This is a genomic window from Streptomyces sp. CC208A (assembly GCF_030010625.1).
Taxonomy (GTDB): domain Bacteria; phylum Actinomycetota; class Actinomycetes; order Streptomycetales; family Streptomycetaceae; genus Streptomyces.
Genome location: NZ_JASCXN010000001.1, coordinates 224,753 through 243,197, shown reverse-complemented (window position 1 = coordinate 243,197; position 18,445 = coordinate 224,753). Strand labels below are relative to the sequence as shown.

17 protein-coding genes and 1 riboswitch are annotated in these 18,445 nt (G+C 72.4%); of the genes, 8 read left to right on the top strand and 9 right to left on the bottom strand.

What is annotated here, in order from left to right; all coding sequences use genetic code 11:
* Position 1: 1 nt before the first annotated feature.
* Both QK442_RS01080 and QK442_RS01075 read right to left on the bottom strand, forming a co-directional pair.
* The gene (locus QK442_RS01080) at positions 2-1,894 is read right to left on the bottom strand and encodes an anthranilate synthase family protein (protein ID WP_282691825.1); all 1,893 of its coding nucleotides are present in this window, start codon (positions 1,892-1,894) and stop codon (positions 2-4) included.
* Positions 1,895-2,151: 257 nt separating this feature from the next.
* Positions 2,152-4,932 carry an N-acetylmuramoyl-L-alanine amidase gene (locus QK442_RS01075; protein ID WP_282691824.1) on the bottom strand — a complete coding sequence of 927 codons (2,781 nt, stop codon included), beginning with the start codon at positions 4,930-4,932 and terminating at the stop codon, positions 2,152-2,154.
* Positions 4,933-5,117: 185 nt separating this feature from the next.
* Here QK442_RS01075 and QK442_RS01070 point away from each other — a divergent pair, with 185 nt between their 5' ends.
* A complete protein-coding gene (locus tag QK442_RS01070; protein ID WP_282691823.1) occupies positions 5,118-6,470 on the top strand; it encodes a 3-deoxy-7-phosphoheptulonate synthase class II in 1,353 nt (450 codons plus the stop codon).
* 122 nt (positions 6,471-6,592) lie between these two features.
* The gene (locus QK442_RS01065; protein WP_282691822.1) at positions 6,593-6,838 is read left to right on the top strand and encodes a (2Fe-2S)-binding protein; all 246 of its coding nucleotides are present in this window, start codon (positions 6,593-6,595) and stop codon (positions 6,836-6,838) included.
* Between the two features lie 11 nt (positions 6,839-6,849).
* Here the strand turns inward: QK442_RS01065 and bfr are convergent, their stop codons facing one another.
* Positions 6,850-7,326, bottom strand: coding sequence for a bacterioferritin (bfr, locus tag QK442_RS01060; RefSeq protein WP_282691821.1), 477 nt, complete (start codon positions 7,324-7,326; stop codon positions 6,850-6,852).
* Positions 7,327-7,507: 181 nt separating this feature from the next.
* Here bfr and QK442_RS01055 point away from each other — a divergent pair, with 181 nt between their 5' ends.
* The gene (locus QK442_RS01055; protein WP_282691820.1) at positions 7,508-8,152 is read left to right on the top strand and encodes a sulfite oxidase-like oxidoreductase; all 645 of its coding nucleotides are present in this window, start codon (positions 7,508-7,510) and stop codon (positions 8,150-8,152) included.
* A 33-nt stretch (positions 8,153-8,185) separates the two neighbouring features.
* On the opposite strand, the gene QK442_RS01050 is transcribed toward QK442_RS01055, so the two are convergent.
* The 6 genes from QK442_RS01050 to thiO form a co-directional block, all read right to left on the bottom strand.
* The gene (locus QK442_RS01050; protein WP_282691819.1) at positions 8,186-8,716 is read right to left on the bottom strand and encodes a DUF4396 domain-containing protein; all 531 of its coding nucleotides are present in this window, start codon (positions 8,714-8,716) and stop codon (positions 8,186-8,188) included.
* A 104-nt stretch (positions 8,717-8,820) separates the two neighbouring features.
* On the bottom strand, positions 8,821-9,672 hold the full coding sequence (locus QK442_RS01045) for a deoxyribonuclease IV (RefSeq protein ID WP_282691818.1): 852 nt from the start codon (positions 9,670-9,672) through the stop codon (positions 8,821-8,823).
* Positions 9,673-9,707: 35 nt separating this feature from the next.
* Positions 9,708-11,621 (bottom strand): Stk1 family PASTA domain-containing Ser/Thr kinase, encoded by a 1,914-nt coding sequence (pknB, locus tag QK442_RS01040; RefSeq protein WP_282691817.1) that lies wholly within the window; start codon positions 11,619-11,621, stop codon positions 9,708-9,710.
* Positions 11,622-11,723: 102 nt separating this feature from the next.
* Entirely contained in the window at positions 11,724-12,518 is a 795-nt protein-coding gene (locus QK442_RS01035) for a thiazole synthase (protein WP_282691816.1), read from the bottom strand.
* A 5-nt stretch (positions 12,519-12,523) separates the two neighbouring features.
* On the bottom strand, positions 12,524-12,724 hold the full coding sequence (thiS, locus tag QK442_RS01030) for a sulfur carrier protein ThiS (protein ID WP_282691815.1): 201 nt from the start codon (positions 12,722-12,724) through the stop codon (positions 12,524-12,526).
* The gene (gene thiO / locus QK442_RS01025; RefSeq protein ID WP_282691814.1) at positions 12,721-13,911 is read right to left on the bottom strand and encodes a glycine oxidase ThiO; all 1,191 of its coding nucleotides are present in this window, start codon (positions 13,909-13,911) and stop codon (positions 12,721-12,723) included. Before thiO ends, thiS begins: the two co-directional genes overlap by 4 nt.
* Positions 13,909-14,022, bottom strand: a riboswitch (TPP riboswitch). Its footprint overlaps the gene before it by 3 nt.
* A 134-nt stretch (positions 14,023-14,156) precedes the next feature.
* Between thiO and QK442_RS01020 the strand changes: the two genes are divergently transcribed.
* The 5 genes from QK442_RS01020 to QK442_RS01000 all read left to right on the top strand — a co-directional run bounded on the left by QK442_RS01020 (position 14,157) and on the right by QK442_RS01000 (position 18,444).
* Positions 14,157-15,320, top strand: coding sequence for an FAD-dependent oxidoreductase (locus QK442_RS01020; RefSeq protein WP_282692040.1), 1,164 nt, complete (start codon positions 14,157-14,159; stop codon positions 15,318-15,320).
* Between the two features lie 70 nt (positions 15,321-15,390).
* The gene (locus QK442_RS01015; protein ID WP_282691813.1) at positions 15,391-15,756 is read left to right on the top strand and encodes an Rv2175c family DNA-binding protein; all 366 of its coding nucleotides are present in this window, start codon (positions 15,391-15,393) and stop codon (positions 15,754-15,756) included.
* A gap of 77 nt (positions 15,757-15,833) precedes the next feature.
* On the top strand, positions 15,834-16,484 hold the full coding sequence (gene thiE, locus QK442_RS01010) for a thiamine phosphate synthase (RefSeq protein ID WP_282691812.1): 651 nt from the start codon (positions 15,834-15,836) through the stop codon (positions 16,482-16,484).
* A gap of 127 nt (positions 16,485-16,611) precedes the next feature.
* On the top strand, positions 16,612-17,526 hold the full coding sequence (gene metF / locus QK442_RS01005; RefSeq protein ID WP_282691811.1) for a methylenetetrahydrofolate reductase [NAD(P)H]: 915 nt from the start codon (positions 16,612-16,614) through the stop codon (positions 17,524-17,526).
* A 54-nt stretch (positions 17,527-17,580) separates the two neighbouring features.
* On the top strand, positions 17,581-18,444 hold the full coding sequence (locus QK442_RS01000) for a hypothetical protein (RefSeq protein WP_282691810.1): 864 nt from the start codon (positions 17,581-17,583) through the stop codon (positions 18,442-18,444).
* The last annotated feature ends 1 nt before the right edge of the window (position 18,445 follow it).

Below are 18,445 nucleotides of genomic sequence, written 5' to 3'. Positions count from 1 at the left end.
CTCACACCAGCACCCCGGCGAGGAGCGCGGCCGTCACCGCCGCGCCCTCGGTCGTGAGCACCGACTCCGGGTGGAACTGCACGCCGGCGAAGCCCGGACCGCGCAGGGCGTGCACCTCGTCCGTCTCCGGATCGCGGCTCACCTCGATCCGGTGCAGGGCGAGCTCCGTCGCCTCGCGCTCGTCGCAGCGGGCCGTGAAGCTGTTGTAGAAGCCGACCGTGCGCTCCTGGCCGAACAGGTCGATCCGGACCTGGGCGCCCTGGTACGGCACGCGCTTGCGGACGATGTCCAGGCCCAGCTCGGCCGCGATCAGCTCGTGCCCCAGGCACACGCCGAGGAGGCCGTGGCGGTGGCCGCGCAGCAGCTCGGCGGTGAGCCCGCGCAGGAACCGCATCTTCGGATCGGCCGCGTCCGAGGGGTCGCCGGGGCCGGGCCCCAGGACCACCGGGCCCTCGTGGGCGAGCGCCAGCTCCCGCAGCCCCGGCTCGTCGTACCGCAGCACCGACACCTCAAGGCCCGAGGAGCGCAGCAGGTGCGCCAGCATCGCCGTGAAGGTGTCCTCCGCGTCGATCACGAGGGCGTGGCCGGTCAGCTCCGCCGCGCGGGTCTGCATCCGCAGCCAGAACGGCGCCAGATCCGCCCGCCGGGCGTCCAGCGCGGCCCGCACCCGCGGATCGTCCGCGAGCCGCGGCCCGGCGGGCGCGTCCTCCTCCGCCGGGCGGCCTTCCCGCACCCCGAGCGCGGCGAGGACCGCCGCCGCCTTCGCGTGCGTCTCCGCGACCTCGCCCGCCGGGTCCGAGTGCCGGACGAGCGTCGCCCCCACCGGCACCCGGAGCCGTCCGTCGGCGGCGATGTCGGCGGTCCGGATGAGGATGGGGGAGTCCAGCGTCTGCGCCCCGTTCCCGTCCGTCCCGAGCAGCGCGAGCGCCCCCGCGTAGTAGCCGCGCCCGACTCCGTCCCGCCCGAGGGGCTCGTACCGCTCGATCACCCGGCAGGCGTTCTGCACCGGCGAGCCGGTCACGGTCGCCGCGAACATCGTCTCCCGCAGCACCTCCCGCACGTCCAGCGAGGACCGCCCCCGCAACTCGTACTCGGTGTGCGCGAGATGGGCCATCTCCTTCAGGCGCGGTCCGATCACCACCCCGCCCCGGTCGCCGACCGTGCACATCATCTTCAGCTCCTCGTCCACCACCATGGAGAGCTCCTCGGTCTCCTTGCGGTCGGCGAGGAAGCCGAGCAGCCCCTCGACGGTCGGCGCCGCCCCGTCCGGGTAGCGGTACGTGCCGCTGATCGGATTCATCACGACGGTCCCACCGGCCATCCGCACATGAACCTCGGGACTGGCCCCGACGAGCACCCGCTCCCCGGTGTGCACCACGAACGTCCAGTACGCGCCCCGCTCGCCCGCGAGCAGCCGCCGGAAGAGGGCCAGCGCGTCGGCCCGCCCGAACCCGGGGATCTCCCCGGTGTACGTCCTCCGGATGACGAAGTTGGCGCCCTCACCGCCCCCGATCTCCTCCTCGACGACCCGCCGCACGGTCCCGGCGTACTCCTCGTCGGAGACGTCGAACCGCCCGCCGGTCACCTCGACCCGATGCGCGGGCAGGAGGTCCAGCACCTCGCCGAGCGGCAGCTCGTACACCTCCTCCGCGACGAGCACGGAGAGCGGGGTGCCGTCGTCCCGCACGTCGAAGCCGCGCTCGCGGATCTGCCGGAACGGCACCAGGGCGAGTGCCGGCCGCTCGCCCACCGGCAGCTCGGCCAGCCGTCCGGCCTCGTGGACGGCGCCGATCAGCACCTCGACGGTGTCGTGGTCACGGCCCGGGGTGCGGCGGCGGAGCAGGGCGAAGGGCGGGGCGGAGTCGTCGAGGAGACGGGAGAGGTCGAAGGTCATGGCGTGCGGGTTCCTTCCGGTCGGAGCGGAGGAACGGCCTCGCGGGTACGTCGGTACGAGAAAGGCCGCCCCTCGGGCGGCCTTCGCGTGGATCTTCGGGTACGCGCAGTCAGTGGGCCGCCGGAGGGACGGTCCACCACCAGTTCTGGTTCAGGGGCGCGTGCACGCGAGCACTGTAACCCAGCCGGAGACGGGAACGGGGCCCGTTCCGCACCGTGGACGGTACGGAACGGGCCCCGCGGCCCTGGACGACCCGATCAGACGATCAGGTTGTAGACGCCCCAGCCGCCGCCGACCCTGGCGCGGGTGGCGTACGGGTTCGGGTAGCCGTTCGTGTTCTTGTAGAACCAGAGCACGCCGGAGCCGTCCCGGGCGATCAGGTCCGGCTTGCCGTCCTTGTCCAGATCGCTCGGGCCGACCATGACGTTGTAGACGTTCCAGCCGCCGCCGACCCTGCCACGGGTGGCGAAGGGGTTCGGGGAGCCGCCGGTGTTCTTGTACAGCCACAGGACACCCGACGTGTCACGGGCCACCAGGTCCGGCTTGCCGTCCCCGGTCATGTCACCGGTGCTGATGAGCTCGTTGTAGATGTTCCAGCCGCCGCCGACGCGGACGCGGGTGGCGAAGGGGTTCGGGGAGCCGCCGGTGTTGGTGTACAGCCACAGCACACCGCTCCTGTCGCGGGCGACCAGATCCGGGCGGCCGTCCGCGTTCATGTCCCGGGCGCCGAGGATCTTGTCGTAGATGTTCCATCCGCCGCCAACCCGGAGCCGCGTCTTGAACGGGACGGACGGGTTGCCGGTGCCCTTGTAGTACCAGAGCACGCCGTCCTTGTCCCGGGCGACCACGTCGCCGGTCCCGTCGGCCCGCAGGGCCGTCATCGGCGTGATGGTGTTGTAGACGTTCCATCCGCCGCCGACCCGGTAGCGGGTCAGGAACGGAGCGGTGCCGGAGCCGGTGCCCTGGTACTGCCAGAGGACGCCGGCGGAGTCACGGGCGACGATGTTGTAGCGGTTGTCCGTGGCGACGGGGGCGGCGCCGGGTGCCTCGACGATGTCGTCCTGCTTCACCCAGACGACCTTGTGGTGGAAGCGGATCGGCACGAACGTCCTGGAGCCGATGACGTTCTTCTGGGCGGAGCCGAACCAGTCGTCGCCCTTCACCGCGGGACCGGCCTTCACATAGGCCTGGTCGGAGGCGAAGGTGAACTTCGTCAGCGGGTCGTTCTCGTTGCCCGGCGCGGACAGGCCGGCCGCGGTGTAGGCGGCGGTCTCCGGGAAGGAACGGCCGAAGACCTTGGTGGAGGCCAGGCCGGACCTGAGCTTCACGGTGGTGGCGTTCACCGGCACGGTGTACTGGCCGCCGGGGTTGTAGAACCAGGCCCTCTCACCCGCGTACCAGATCGCCGTCCAGTTGGACCGGACGTCGGCGACGACGTAGAGGCCGCCGGCCCGGACCTTGTTGCCGTAGTTGGACCCCTCGGACCAGCCGGAGGTGAAGTACGGGTCCTTGATGGTCGCGTAGTTCGTTCCCGGGCCCGTGTACAGGTACCCGAAGTTGGACGGCCGCGGCGGGACGGCCGTACCGCCGACGGTCAGCTTCGGCTGGTTCGCCGTGGTGAACGGCGGGACCACCCGGACCGTCTGGCCGGCCCGGAGCAGACCGCCCGCGCCCTGGTCACCCTGCGGGGCGCCCAGGAGGGACATGTAGTGGTTCCAGTCCCAGTACGGGCCCGCGTCCCAGTGGAGGCTGGAGAGCTTGTTGTCCGTCTGGAGCGCCACCTCGTCGTGGCCGATGATGTGCTCGCGGTCGAGCGGCACCCCGTACGTCTTCGCCAGGTGCTTCACCAGCTCGGCGGAGGAGCGGTACTGGGGCTCGGTGTACCAGCTGCCCTCCTTGATGGCGAAGCCCTCGTGCTCCACGCCGATGGAGTGCATGTTGTGGGTCCAGTTGCCCGCGTGCCACGCCAGGTTCTTGTTCTCGAGCATCTGGGTGACAAGGCCGTCGCTCGCCCGGATCAGGTAGTGGGCGCTGCCCCCGCCGTTCGGGTCGGTGAGCACCCTGAGCGAGCCCTCGTAGCCGCCCTCGGTGTCGTGGATGACGATCTGGCGGATGTCGACGCCCTGGTTGGGGCGGTCACCGGCGGTGTAGTTCTTCTTGCCGGTGGAGGAGGGCACGCTCAGCTTGACGTTGCAGTTCAGGCCGGCGGGGCACTCCGGAAGAGAGGTCGCCGTCGTGCTCGCGAAGGTCGCGGCCAGCGGCACGTTCGCCGGCTTGACCGGTTCGGCCTCGGGGTCGGCCGGCAGGGCGACCTGCTCGCCGTCGAGGGTGACCTCCCGCTCGCCCTTCTTGATCGACTCGAAGACGCGCTTCGCGAAGAGGTCGGCGCCCTTCTTCTGCGGGGACTGGCTGTAACGGGCCACGGCCGGGTACCAGTCGCCGGGCTCGTCCGAGAGCTCGGCACCGGCCTGCTTCTGGTAGTCGGCGAGCAGGGCCGCACCGGCGCGGATCGAGGCGGCGGTGTCGTTCTGCACGGACTCCGTGGAGCTGCCGATCAGCTCGGCGCCCTTGTCCAGGGTGTGGAGGCGCGGGTCGTCGGTGTCGACGATCGCCTTCTCCAGGATGCGGCGGACCTTCTCGCGGTCGAAGGTCTTCTCGATCTCCGGCCGGCCGGAGCCGTTGAAGTGGTCGATCTGCTCGTCGGTGACCTGCTGCTCGACGTCCTCCGGCTCGACCTTCGTCAGACCCATGACGTTGTACGCGCCGGTCGTGCTCGGCTCGCCGTCGTGCGACTCCCAGCGCGTCTGCTGGTACGACACCGCCATCAGCACGCTCTGCGGCACGTCGAACTCCTCCGCCGCCGCGGCGAACTGCTCCTGGAGGGAGCCGGCGCGGCCGGGCTTCGCGTCGCCGGCCGTGCCGAGGAGGTTCGGCGAGGCGACCGCGAGGGTCCCGATCGTGGCGGTGGCGACGACCGCGGCCGCCGCTCCGTACAAGAGTCGTTTCTTCTTGCGGTCCCTGCGGTGCCTCTGGGTCACGCCCACCCCTGTGGTCTCGGCTGTGTCTGTGGAGTTTTCGGAGAGCGGTTCAGCGCGTTTGCTGAAACGGGCCCGAGGGTAACACCACTCGATGGTGTGAAGATCGCGTCCGGACATAACGGGCGCGTGTCTCAGCCACTGGGCAGGGGACAGGACAGGACGAAGAACCCCGTAGTGTGGTCCATGTGACCGTGAACGCCGAATCCCACGCCGTCGCCAAGGCGACCTGGCGAGACCTGCCCGCGGCGCAGCAGCCCGAGTACCCCGATGCCGAGGCTCTGCGCGATGTGATCGCGGACCTCGAGTCGTATCCTCCGCTCGTCTTCGCCGGCGAGTGCGACCAGCTGCGCGCCCGGATGGGAGCCGTCGCCCGTGGCGAGGCGTTCCTGCTCCAGGGCGGCGACTGCGCCGAGGCCTTCGACGCCGTGTCCGCCGACCACATCAGGGCCAAGCTGAAGACGCTGCTCCAGATGTCCGCCGTCCTCACCTACGCGGCCTCCGTGCCCGTCGTGAAGGTCGGCCGCATCGCGGGTCAGTACTCCAAGCCCCGTTCCAAGCCCACCGAGACCCGTGACGGCGTGACGCTCCCCACCTACCGGGGCGACTCCGTCAACGGCTTCGACTTCACCGAGGCCGCCCGCGTCCCGGACCCCGAGCGCCTGAAGCGGATGTACCACGCCTCCGCGTCGACGCTGAACCTGGTCCGTGCCTTCACCACCGGTGGCTACGCCGACCTGCGCCAGGTGCACGCCTGGAACCAGGACTTCGTGAAGTCGTCCCCGTCGGGCCAGCGCTACGAGGCGCTCGCCCGCGAGATCGACAACGCCCTGAACTTCATGAAGGCCTGCGGCACCGACCCGGCCGAGTTCAAGGCCGTCGAGTTCTACGCCTCCCACGAGGCGCTGCTGCTCGACTACGAGGGCGCCCTGACCCGTACCGACTCGCGCACGGGCAAGCTGTACGACACCTCCGGCCACATGGTCTGGATCGGTGAGCGCACCCGCCAGCTCGACCACGCCCACATCGAGTTCGCCTCGCAGATCGCGAACCCGATCGGCATCAAGCTGGGTCCGACGACCACCGCCGAGGACGCGCTGACGTACATCGACCGGCTCGACCCCGACCGCGAGCCGGGCCGGCTGACCTTCATCGTCCGCATGGGCGCCGACAAGGTCCGGGACAAGCTCCCGGAGCTGGTCGAGAAGGTCACCGCCTCGGGCGCCACCGTCGCCTGGGTGACCGACCCGATGCACGGCAACACCTTCGAGGCGGCCTCCGGCCACAAGACCCGCCGCTTCGACGACGTGCTCGACGAGGTCAAGGGCTTCTTCGAGGTCCACAAGGAGCTGGGCACCCACCCGGGCGGCATCCACGTCGAGCTCACCGGTGACGACGTCACCGAGTGCGTGGGCGGCGGCGACGAGATCTTCGTCGACGACCTGCACCAGCGCTACGAGACGGCCTGCGACCCGCGCCTCAACCGGAGCCAGTCGCTCGACCTCGCGTTCCTCGTGGCCGAGATGTACCGCGATCAGTAAGTAGATACCTCCAGCGATGGGGCGCGGATCCTTGTGATCCGCGCCCCATCGTCATATCGAAGGCTTTTACGCTTCCCGCTCGCCGGGTAAGGTTAGGTTAGCCTTATCGATCTCGGCGGGAGGTGAACCGCGTGTACGTCTGCTCATGCTTCGGTGTCACGGAGAAGCAGGTCAAGGAGCACGCGGAGGCCGGCGCCTGCACGCCCCGCCAGATCGCCTCCGCCTGCAAGGCGGGCACGGACTGCGGCTCGTGCGTGCGGCGCATCCAGGCCCTCCTCGGCCGTGGCAGCTGCCCGCGCCGCGAGCTCGTGGACCAGGGCGTACCGGCCTTCACGGCGGAGACCACCGCTCTGTCCGAGGCGGCCTAGCCTCCGGCGGCCTAGCTCGGCTGTTCGATGAGCGTCGAGAGGTAGAGCGCCTCGCCCAGCGACTCGATCAGCTCCAGCTGGGTGTCCAGGTAGTCGATGTGGTGCTCCTCGTCCGCGAGGATCTCCTCGAAGAGGTTGGCCGAGGTGATGTCCCCCTTGGTGCGCATGACCTCGATGCCCCGCTTGAGCCGGTCGATCGCCTCCACCTCGACCTGGCGGTCCGCCTGGAACATCTCGGTGACCGTCTGGCCCACGCGCACGTGGAAGAGCCGCTGGTAGTTGGGCAGGCCGTCGAGCATCAGGATGCGCTCGGTCAGCTTGTCCGCGTGCTTCATCTCGTCGATGGACTCTTCGCGGGTGTACTTCGCGAGCTTCGTCCAGCCCTTGTTGTCCTGGATGCGGTAGTGCAGCCAGTACTGGTTGATGGCCGTCAGCTCGCCGGTCAGCTGCTCGTTCAGAAACTCCAGGACCTCGGGGTCGCCCTGCATCGCTCCAGGTTCCTTCCATCACGGGGTGTGTCCGGCCCGTCACGGGGCAGGATGCTCGCATCCTCGCACTCCCCATGAGGGGCGTCCAGTAAGTGGAGGCTTAGTTGGACTTGCCCGAATGGACGCGGCCGGGCGGGTGGCTGGTCATGACCACCCCTCGCGGTCTGTCACCATGGAGGGCATGGGTCAGCCGGAGAGCGGGGTACACCGGGACGTGGGGATGCCGGAGATGTCGCCCGAGCTTCCGCCGGGGCAGCGGCTCCAGCGCGGCTGGCCGGTCACCCACTACGGGCCCGTGCCCAAGTTCAAGCCGGAGCGCTGGGAGTTCCGCGTCTTCGGCGCGACCGCCGACGGCGACAAGCGGTGCTGGAACCACGAGGAGTTCTCGGCGCTGCCGTTCTCCACGGTGGTGGCCGATCTGCACTGCGTGACCAAGTTCAGCATGCTCGGCGCGGAGTGGGGCGGGGTCGCCGCCCGGACGATCCTGGAGCTCGCGCCGCCCGCCCCGCAGGTCACCCATGTGATGGTCTGGGCCGAGTACGGCTACAGCGCCAACATGCGGCTCGCCGACTTCGCCGCCGAGCGCACGATCTTCGCCACCCACAAGGACGGCGAGCTGCTCACCGCCGAGCACGGCTTCCCGCTGCGGCTCGTCGTGCCGCACCTGTACGCCTGGAAGGGGCCCAAATGGGTCCGGGGCGTGGAGTACATGACGGCCGACCGCCGCGGCTTCTGGGAGGAGCGCGGCTACCACAACATCGGCGACCCGTGGACCGAGCAGCGCTACTCGTACCAGGAGGGACCGGGCGACGGCCCGGAGCTGTAGCGCCCCCGGGCCGTCGCGTACGGCTCGTCCTTCTCAGCGGTGGTACTGGTGCACCACCGCGTGGCCCTTGCCGCGCCCGATCATCCACTTGTTCACCGGCGTGGTGACCAGGAAGGCGACGGCGAAGGCGAAGGCGAGCGCGCCCCAGAAGAGGGCGTCGCCCAGGTGTGCGTCCATGGCGCCGGGGACCATCAGCAGCACGCCGTTGTCGACGATCTCCATCACGGTGATCGAGAGCGTGTCGGCGGCGAGCGCGACCTTGACGGCGGCCCGGAGGTCGAGACCGGCGGCGAGGACGCCGCGCAGCGTGAGCGCGTAACCGAAGAAGAACGCCAGGACGATCGCGAGGGCCATCGTCGGCGCGTTGCCCCAGCCGAGCGCGGTGCCGATGACCATGCCCAGGACCTCGCCGATGGCGCAGCCGGTGAGGCAGTGGAGGGTGGCCCGCGCCGCCATGCTCCAGCTCGCGCCGGCGCCGTGCCCGGCGTGCGCGTCGTGGTGGCCGGCGTACGGGTCGTGACCGGTGTGATCCGCGTGGCTCGTGTGGTGCGCTTCGTGTTCCATGAGGTGCCCCCAGCCTCGGACAGCGGTTCCTGCTGACACGGGAACCGTATACCCCCATGGGGTATTCCTCAATCGAAAAAGATCAGAAGCGGATCAGAGGCGGATCAGGCCCGGAGCTTCTTGAGCAGCTCGATGTCGGCGGCGTGGCCCTCCTTGCCCCCCGGCGTCTCGATGATCAACGGCACGCCGTCGGTGGCCGGATGGCGCAGCAACTGCCGGAAGGCCTCCTCGCCGATGTGGCCCGCGCCGATGTTGGCGTGCCGGTCCTTGTGCGCGCCCGCGACGTCCTTGGAATCGTTGGCGTGGATCAGCCGCAGCCGGCCCTCGCCGACGGTGGCGACCAGCTCGTCCAGGGTCCGTACCGCCCCGCCCGGCTCCGTCAGGTCGTGACCGGCCGCGAAGATGTGGCAGGTGTCGAGGCAGATCCCCAGCTTCGGGTGGTGGTCGAGCGCGTCGAAGTACGGGCCGAAGTCCTCCGCCCGGGAGCAGAGCGAGAAGCCCTGGCCGGCCGTGGACTCCAGGAGCAGGTACGGGTCGTCCTCGTGGGTCAGCTCGTCGAGCAGCGGCAGCATCCGCTCCCGTACCTGCGCCAGGGCCTCCTCGCGGGGGCGGCCGCCGGTCGCCGAGCCGGTGTGGACGACCACGCCCCGCGCGCCGATCTCCCGGCCGCGCCGCAGCGAGTGGCGCAGCGACTCCACCGACTTCTCGACGGTGGCCTCGGTGTGCGAGCCGAAGTTGATCAGGTACGGGGCGTGCACCCAGGCCGAGAGCGAGGCGGCGGCGCACTCGGCGCGGAACCGCTCGTCCTGGGCGGGGTTGCCGGTGGGGGTGGCCCAGCCGCGCGGGTTGGCGACGAAGACCTGGACCGTCTCGGCGCCCAGCTCGCGGGCGTAGCCGAGACCGGTCGTGGCGAGACCGCCGGCCACGGGGACATGGCCGCCGACGGGGTTGCGCATGGGTGTCCCAGATTCCCTTGCTCGGATTTCCTTGATCAGATCCCCTTGATCGTGAGGGTGACGGTGGAGCCCTCCGGTGCGGTCTCGCCGCCCCCCACGGACTGGCGCGCCACCTCGTCGCCGAGGAAGGGGAAGGACTTCTCGACCTTCACCTCGAAGCCGGCGCCCTCCAGCTTCTCGCGGGCCTCGTCGGTCTTCATGCCGACGACGTCCGGGACCTCGACCTGCCGCGGCCCCTTGGAGACGGTCAGCGTGATCGCGTCGCCCTTCGCGGCCCGGCTGCCCTCCGCGAGCGACTGGGCGGCGACGGAGCCGGCCTCCTCGGCGGAGTGCACCCGCTCCGGCGCGACCGACACCTTGAGACCGGCCTCCTGGAGGGTGGCGGTGGCGTCGGCGACGGTCTCGCCGGTCACGTCCGGGACGTCGACCGGGGCGCCCTTGCTGACCACGAGCGCCACGGCCGAGTCCGGGGCCCGCTCGGTGCCCGGCTCCGGGTCGGAGCCGATCACCGCGCCCTGGGCGACGGTCGTGCTGAAGACGGTGGTGACCACGCCGGGGGCGAGGCCCTGCTCCTCAAGGATCCGCCTGGCCTCGTCGAGCGGCTTGTGCTTCAGGTTGGGCACCTTCACGATCTCCGGGCCGCGGGAGAGCGTGAGGGTGACGGTGGCGTGGCTGCGGACCCGCTCGCCGGGCGCCGGGTCGACGGCCATCACGGTGCCGCGCTCGTACACGTCGCTGAAGGCGTGCTTCGTCTCCCCCCGCTCCAGGCCGGCGTCGGCGAGCCGCTTGGCCGCCGTCTCCTCGGTCTGGCCGAGGACGGCGGGGACACGGGTGAACTGGCCGGCGTTGATGTACCAGACGCCGGTGCCGAGGCCCAGGACGAGCAGGACGCCGAGGACGATCAGGAGCGGGCCGCGCGGGGCCGGCCGGCGCGGACGGCGCGACCGGGCCGGCGGCGGCTCGGGGGCCGCGAGCCGGCTGGTGTGCTGCACCGCCTGCGGATCGGTGGGCTCGGGCACGGGGCGGGCGATCACGCTGGTGCGGTCCTCGCCGGTGTCCCGCTGCTCGGCGCGCGCCCGCGGCGGGACCGCGTCCAGCTGGGCGTCGGTGAGGGTCGCCCGTGCCTCCCGGAGCAGGCCGAGGAGGGCCACGGCGTCGTGCGGGCGGACGTCGGGGGTGCGGGCGGTCGCGGCCGCGACCAGCTCGTCCAGGGCCGGCGGCAGGCCGGGGACGGCGGCGGACGGGGCCGGCACGTCGGTGTTCAGGTGCTGGTAGAGCACCTGGGCGGGGGTGTCGCCGGAGTACGGCTTGGCGCCCGTCAGCATCTCGTACAGGACGACGCCGCACGCGTACACGTCGGCCCGGGTGTCGGCGGTGCCGTGCTCGATCTGCTCGGGGGCGAGGTACGAGACGGTGCCGAGGACCGCGCCGGTGGTGGCGGTCGCCGAGCCCACGGACCGTACGAGACCGAAGTCGGCGACCTTGACCCGGCCGTCGTCCCCTATCAGCACGTTCTCCGGCTTCATGTCCCGGTGCACGAACCCGGCCCGGTGCGCGGCGCCGAGCGCGGCGAGCACCGGCTCCAGGATGTCCAGGGCGGCGCGGGGCTGGAGCGCGCCGCGCTCGCGGAGCACGTCGCGCAGGGTGCAGCCGGAGACGTACTCCATCGCCAGGTAGACGTACGCGCCCTCGGCGCCCTGGTCGAAGACGCCGACCACGTTCGGATGGGCGAGGCGGGCGACGGACTTCGCCTCGCGGATGAACCGCTCGACGAAGGCGGCGTCGGCCGCGAGCTCGGGGTGCATCACCTTGAGCGCGAGGACGCGGTCGAGGCGGGTGTCGACGGCCCGGTAGACCGTGGCCATCCCGCCGACGGCGATGCGCGCGTCGACGCGGTAGCGGCCGTCGAGCAGCCGCCCCACGAGGGGGTCCTGAAGGGTCGTGTCCACGGCGACGAGTCTACGAGCCGGCAGGGACACGGCCGGCCCCCCGGGCCCCGACCGCAGCACGCCTGTGACGTACCCGTGCCCGGCCGGGACCGGGGGCCGGGGTCAGAAGGCGGGGCGTTCCGGGTCGAGCCGGGCCCGGCCCTCCACCGGCGAGGACGCCTCCGCGAAGTGGCGGCGGGGGATGCGGCCCGCGCGGCGGGCGAGCCGGCCCGCCTCGACCGCGTGACGCATCGCCGAGGCCATCAGGACCGGCTCCTGCGCGCGGGTCACCGCCGAGGCCAGCATCACCGCCGCACACCCCAGCTCCATCGCGAGCGCCGCGTCCGAGGCCGTGCCCGCCCCCGCGTCGAGGATCACCGGCACACCGGCCTTCTCCACGATCAGCTCGAAGTTGTGCGGGTTGCGGATGCCGAGACCGGAGCCGATGGGGGAGCCGAGCGGCATGATCGCCGCGCAGCCCACGTCCTCCAGCTTCCGGGCGAGGACCGGGTCGTCGTTGGTGTACGGCAGGACGGTGAAGCCGTCGTCCACCAGGGTCTCCGCCGCGTCGAGCAGCTCCACCCCGTCGGGCAGGAGGGTCCGCTCGTCCGCGACCACCTCCAGCTTGACCCAGTCCGTGCCCAGCGCCTCCCGCGCGAGACGGGCCGTGAGCACGGCCTCGCCGGCCGTGTGGCAGCCCGCCGTGTTCGGCAGGACGCGGATGCCGAGCCGGTCCAGGACGGAGAGGACCGAGCCCTGCACGGTGGGGTCGAGGCGGCGCATGGCGACCGTGGTCAGCTCGGTGCCGCTGGCCACCAGGGAGCGCTCCAGGACGTCCAGGCTGGGGGCGCCGCCGGTGCCCATGATGAGACGGGAGGAGAACTCCGTACCGCCGAGGACGAACACGTCGTCGGACATCGCGCTCAACCCCCCTGCACCGCGGTCAGGACCTCGATCCGGTCGCCGTCGGCGAGCAGCGTCGCCGCCCACTCGCCGCGCGGCACCACCGTCTCGTTGACGGCGGCGGCCACGCCGGAGGAGGCGGTGCTGAGGGTGGCGACCAGGGAGGCCAGGGAGACGGGGCCGGCGAGCGTGCGCGGCTCGCCGTTCACGGACACGTTCATGCGGGCTGCTCCTGGAGTGCGGAGAGGGCGGTGGGGAAACGGCGGGGGGAGAAGGGGCGCGCCTCGTCGGGGAGGAGCCCGGTGGTCAGCACCTCCGCCATGACGTCGCCGGTGACGGGGGTGAGGAGGACCCCGTTGCGGTGGTGGCCGGTGGCCAGGTGGAGGCCCGGCAGGGCGCTCGGCCCGAGCAGCGGCGCGTTGTCGGGGGAGCCGGGGCGCAGCCCGGCCAGCGTCTCGGTGAGCGGCAGCTCGGTGAGGCCGGGGACCAGCTCGTGGGCGTCGCGCAGCAGCTCGTACACCCCGCCCGCGGTCACCGTGGTGTCCCAGCCCAGCTCCTCGCTGGTGGCGCCGATCACCAGCTCGCCGTTCTCGCGCGGCACGAGGTAGACGTGGCCGCCGCGGACCACGGCCCGGACGGTGCGGGAGAGGAAGGGGGCGTACGGGGCGGGGACCCGCAGCCGCAGGACCTGGCCCTTCACCGGGCGGACCGGCGGCAGGACCGCCGCGGGCACGCCCGCGAGCCGGCCGCTGAGGCTGCCCGCGGCGAGGACGGTCTGACCGGCGGCCAGCGCGGTGCCGTCGCCGAGGACGACCCCGCGCGCCCGGTCGCCGGCCACCGTGAGCCGCGCGGCGAGGGCCCGGTGGAAGACCACCCCGGCCCGCTCGCAGGCCGTGAGGAGCGCGGCGGCCAGCCGGCGCGGGTCGACCTGGTGGTCGCCGTCCACCCGGAGCCCGCCGCGCACCCCGGGCGCCAGCATGGGTTCGAGGCGGCGGCACTCGCGGCCGCTCAGCCACTCGGAGGCGAGCCCGCAGCGGGCCTGGAGGGCGTGCAGTTCCCGCAGGTGGGCCCGGTCGTCGGCGTCGAGCGCGACGGCGAGGGTGCCGCAGGCGCGGTAGCCGACGCCGAGACCCGTGGCCTCCTCGAGGTCGGCGACGAAGGCGGGGTAGCGGGCGGCGGAGGCCAGGTTGAGCCCGAGCAGGGTCTCCTCGCCGTAGTGGAGTTCGGTGACGGCGGCGAGCATGCCGGCCGCGACCCGCGCGGCGCCGCCGCCCGGCTCGGGGTCGACGACCGCGACGCTCAGCCCGCGCAGGGCCGCCCGCCAGGCCGTGACCAGGCCGATGATGCCGCCCCCGACCACGAGGACGTCGCTGTGCGCACCGCTGGGGGTGCTGTCGGAAGAACGCATGGGCGTGACCGCCCCTCCCTTCGCCGGCATGACCCGGATCAGGTTCGTACGGTCGGAGGCCGGCCAGCCTCCCTCTCAGCCCGGTCCGTCCGGGCTCCCGCGAGTGGTGTGTGTCCGCCACCCTAGCCGCCGTCGGCGGAGCGCCACAGGGGACCTCTATTACTGATAAAGCGTCAGATGCGTAAGGTGGGCGGGTGAGCGAGCAGAAGCAGAACCAGCGGCACGTCGTGATCGTCGGCGCGGGCATGGCGGGCGTGCAGACCGCCGTCGCCCTGCGCGAACAGGGCTACGAGGGCCCCGTCACCCTCATCGGCGCCGAACCCCACCAGCCCTACGACCGGCCCCCGCTCTCCAAGGCGATCCTCCTCGGCAAGGCCGAGACCTCCGCCTTCGACGTCGACTTCGCCTCCCTCGACGTCGACCTCAGGCTCGGCCTGGACGTCACGGGACTGCGCCCGGCCGACCGCGAGCTCGACACCGAGGCCGGCCCCGTCCCGTACGACATCCTCGTCCTCGCCACCGGCGCCCACCCGCTCACCCTTCCCGGCGCCGAGGGCGTCCCCGGCGTCCACCTGCTGCGCACCCTCGACGACGCCGTCCGCCTCGCCCCCGTCCTGGAGAACCGGCACACCGTCGTCGTGGTCGGCGCCGGCTGGATCGGCGCCGAGTTCGCCACCGCCGCCCGCGAGGCCGGCTGCGCCGTCACCGTCGTCGAGGCCACGGCCCTGCCGCTCGCCGGCGCCCTGCCCGCCGAGGTCACCACCGTCATGGCCGGCTGGTACGCCGAGAGCGGCGCCGAACTCCTCACCCACGCGCGCGTGGACACCGTCCGGCCCGGCGCCGTCGTCCTCGCCGACGGCCGCGAACTCCCCGCCGACGCCGTCGTCGTCGGCATCGGCGCCCGCCCCGCCACCGCCTGGCTCGCCGGCTCCGGCATCGCCCTCGACCCCGGCGGCGCCGTCACCGCCGACGGCCGGCTGCGCACCTCCCTGCCCGAGGTGTACGCGGTCGGCGACTGCGTCTCCTTCCCCTCCGCCCGCTACGGCGAACGGCTCCTCGTCCACCACTGGGACAACGCCCTCCAGGGCCCCCGCACGGTCGCCGCCGACATCCTGGGCGCCGCGCGGGAGCCGTACGACCCCGTCCCGTACTTCTGGTCCGAGCAGTTCGGCCGCTTCGTCCAGTACGCCGGCCACCACGCGGGCGCCGACACGCTGGTGCGGCGCGGCGACCCGGCCGGCGCCTCCTGGTCGGCGCTCTGGCTGCGGGACGACGTGCCGGTCGCGCTGCTCGCCGTCGGCCGGCCCCGCGACCTCGCCCAGGGGCGCAGGCTCATCGAGGCCGGCACCCCCGTCGACCCCGGGCGCGCCGCCGACCCGGCCGTCCCGCTGAAGTCCGCGGCCCGGTAGCACCCCCCGTACGGAGGCTGCGGGACGGGTCCGACTACCGGCTGTCGGTCCCGGATGGCAGGCTTGTCCCGTGACCGAGATTGACGCAAAAATCGATGCTCTCGTCCCCGCCTGGCTCTATCTCCCCGACATCGCGGAGATGCTCGGCGTCGAGGTGACGCGTGTGCGGCAGCTGGTGAAGGAGGGCCAGCTGATCGCCGTGCGCCGCGGCGAGAACAACGCGCTCCAGGTGCCCGCCGCCTTCATCCAGGACGGCAAGGTCGTCAAGGGCCTCGCCGGCACCCTGACGCTCCTGAAGGACGACGGCTTCACCGACGAAGAGATGCTGGAGTGGCTCTTCACCCCGGACCCGAGCCTGCCCGGCACCCCCGCGCAGGCCCTCGGAGAGAATCGCGGCACGGAGGTGAAGCGCCGCGCCCAGGCGCTCGCCGTCTGACCCACCGAACCACCACCGAACCGGTGCCGCGGCGGTCCGCCGCCGCGGCACCGGCACCACCCGACGGGGGAACCACCATGTCCACGCCTCGTGAGCTGCTCGCCGACGCCCGCCTCTACCTGTGCACCGACGCCCGGAAGCGCCAGGGCGACCTGCCCGCCTTCCTCGACGCCGTGCTCTCCTCCGGCGTCGACATCGTGCAGCTCCGCGACAAGGGCATGGAGGCGGGCGAGGAGCTGGAGCACCTCGCCGTGTTCGCCGACGCCTGCCGCCGCCACGGCAAGCTCCTCGCGGTCAACGACCGGGCCGACGTCGCCCACGCCATCGGTTCCGACGTGCTCCACCTCGGCCAGGGCGACCTCCCCGTCCCCGCCGCCCGCGCGATCCTCGGCGACCGGGTGCTGGTCGGCCGCTCCTGCCACGCCGAGGCGGAGGCGGCCGCGGCCGCCTCCGAACCCGGCGTCGACTACTTCTGCACCGGCCCCTGCTGGCCCACCCCCACCAAGCCCGGCCGGTACGCCCCCGGCCTCGACCTGGTGCGGTACGCGGCAGGACTCGCCCAGGACCGCCCCTGGTTCGCCATCGGCGGCATCGACGAGGCCAACCTCGACGAGGTGCTTGACGCCGGCGCCCGCCGGATCGTCGTGGTCCGCGCGATCACCGAGGCCGACGACCCGGCCGCGGCCGCCGCCTCCCTCGCCAAGCGCGTCCGGGAGCGGGCCGCCTGACCCGGGCGCGGGAGCGGGCCGCCGTCCGAATCCGGGCGCGGGAGCGGGCCCGTACCGGTGTCCGAAAAGGTGTCCACTCCTCGGACGCTGTTTCCGCGGTCACCTGGACCCCGTCTAACCTGCCGGTATGGCCCTTGGAACCGCCTCCGTCCGTTCGGACCGCGCCCGCACGGTCCGCGAGATCCTCGCCTCCGGCACGTCGTACTCCTTCGAGTTCTACGCCCCCCGGACGCCCAAGGGCGAACAGGTCCTCTGGAACGCCATGCGCCGCGTCGAGGCCGTCGGCCCCAGCTTCGTCTCGGTGACCTACGGCGCCGGCGGCTCCACCCGCGGCGGCACCGTCAAGGCCACCCAGAAGATCGCCTCGGACACCACCCTCACCCCGGTCGCCCACCTCACCGCCGTCGACCACTCGGTCGCCGAACTGCGCAACGTCCTCGGACAGTACGCCGACGCCGGCATCCGCAACATGCTCGCGCTGCGCGGCGACCCGCCGGGCGATCCGCTGGGCGACTGGGTCGAGCACCCCCAGGGCGTGCGCTACGCCGCCGACCTGGTCCGTCTCATCAAGGAGTCCGGCGACTTCTGCGTGGGCGTCGCCGCCTTCCCCGAGATGCACCCCCGGTCCACCGACTGGGACACCGACATCCGGCACTTCGTCGACAAGTGCCGGGCCGGCGCCGACTACGCGGTCACCCAGATGTTCTTCGACCCCGAGAACTACCTGCGGCTGCGCGACAGCGTCGAGAAGGCGGGCTGCGAGACCCCGATCATCCCCGAGGTCATGCCCGTCGTGAACGTGAAGACGCTCGACCGGCTGCCCCAGCTCAGCAACGCCGCCTTCCCCGCGGACGTGAAAGAACGCATCCTCGCCGTCAAGGACGATCCCGCCGCTGTACGCTCCATCGGTATCGAGTTCGCGACGGAGTTCTGCGCACGCCTGCTGGCCGAGGGTGTCCCCGGACTGCACTTCATCACGCTCAACAGCTCCACCGCGACGCTCGAGATCTACGAGAATCTCGGACTGCACCAGCAGTCCTGACCGGTCGTACCCGCCCCGACCAGCGGCGGTGGCCGTAGAGAGGGGCGGCGGGGCATGGGGTGGACGGTCCTCTACATCGCGTTCGGTCTGGTGGCCCTCTGGCTGCTGGGCGAGGTGCTCCTCCAGTACAAGGCACGGCTGCGCTGGCGGATCCTCGCCTTCTGCGGCTTCCTCGGCGTGGTCGTCGGCGTGCTGCTGCCCTCGGTGGCGGTCATCGTCGTCGGCGCGGTCGGCTTCGCCGTCGGCCAGACCTTCGTGACCCTCTCCTTCCGTCGCGGCTTCTCCACCGGCTGGGCGGTCGGCGGCAGCCCCGGCTCCAGCCGCCGCCGCAAGGCGGGCCCGGCCCCCGAGGGCGGTCCCACCCTGGAGGTCTCCGGCCTCTCCTACGAGGACGCCGGCGCCGCCCACGCCCCCGTGCAGGACGCGGACGCCGAGGAGCTGCGCGGCGGCCACGACGAGCCGGCCCCCGTCCACCAGCCCCAGCCCCTGCCCGAGGACACCGGCCAGTACGGCGTCTACGACACCGGCGCCTACGGGACCGGCTCCTACGACACCGCTGCCTACGGGACGGGCTCCTATGACACCAGTGGTTACGGGACGGGCTCTTACGACACCAGTGGTCACGGCACCTACGCCACCGGCTACGAGCAGCAGCCCGGCTACGACTACGGCACCACCGGCGGCCCCCAGCAGTACGCCGCCTACTCCGACCCGTACATCGGCCCCGGCACCGACGGCCAGCAGTACACCTCGTACTACGGCGACCCCTACGCCCCCTCGTACACCTACGACACCCCGCCCGGCGGCGTCTGGGTCCCGCAGCAGCGCGACACCGAGGCGCAGCCGCCCCAGGAGCACGTCCCCGGGACGTACGGCTACGAACCGCACCCGGACGAGCAGTCCCCGTACCGCTACTGAG

What these genes read in the sequence shown, in the direction of transcription:
- QK442_RS01080 (WP_282691825.1), bottom strand. Translation starts at nt 1,894, where the DNA reads ATGACCTTCGACCTCTCCCGTCTCCTCGACGACTCCGCCCCGCCCTTC.
- QK442_RS01020 (WP_282692040.1), top strand. Translation starts at nt 14,157, where the DNA reads ATGGCGGGCGTGCAGACCGCCGTCGCCCTGCGCGAACAGGGCTACGAG.
- QK442_RS01035 (WP_282691816.1), bottom strand. Translation starts at nt 12,518, where the DNA reads ATGTCCGACGACGTGTTCGTCCTCGGCGGTACGGAGTTCTCCTCCCGT.
- QK442_RS01045 (WP_282691818.1), bottom strand. Translation starts at nt 9,672, where the DNA reads ATGCGCAACCCCGTCGGCGGCCATGTCCCCGTGGCCGGCGGTCTCGCC.
- QK442_RS01055 (WP_282691820.1), top strand. Translation starts at nt 7,508, where the DNA reads ATGGGTCAGCCGGAGAGCGGGGTACACCGGGACGTGGGGATGCCGGAG.
- bfr (WP_282691821.1), bottom strand. Translation starts at nt 7,326, where the DNA reads ATGCAGGGCGACCCCGAGGTCCTGGAGTTTCTGAACGAGCAGCTGACC.
- metF (WP_282691811.1), top strand. Translation starts at nt 16,612, where the DNA reads ATGGCCCTTGGAACCGCCTCCGTCCGTTCGGACCGCGCCCGCACGGTC.
- thiO (WP_282691814.1), bottom strand. Translation starts at nt 13,911, where the DNA reads ATGCGTTCTTCCGACAGCACCCCCAGCGGTGCGCACAGCGACGTCCTC.
- QK442_RS01050 (WP_282691819.1), bottom strand. Translation starts at nt 8,716, where the DNA reads ATGGAACACGAAGCGCACCACACGAGCCACGCGGATCACACCGGTCAC.
- thiS (WP_282691815.1), bottom strand. Translation starts at nt 12,724, where the DNA reads ATGAACGTGTCCGTGAACGGCGAGCCGCGCACGCTCGCCGGCCCCGTC.
- QK442_RS01000 (WP_282691810.1), top strand. Translation starts at nt 17,581, where the DNA reads ATGGGGTGGACGGTCCTCTACATCGCGTTCGGTCTGGTGGCCCTCTGG.
- thiE (WP_282691812.1), top strand. Translation starts at nt 15,834, where the DNA reads ATGTCCACGCCTCGTGAGCTGCTCGCCGACGCCCGCCTCTACCTGTGC.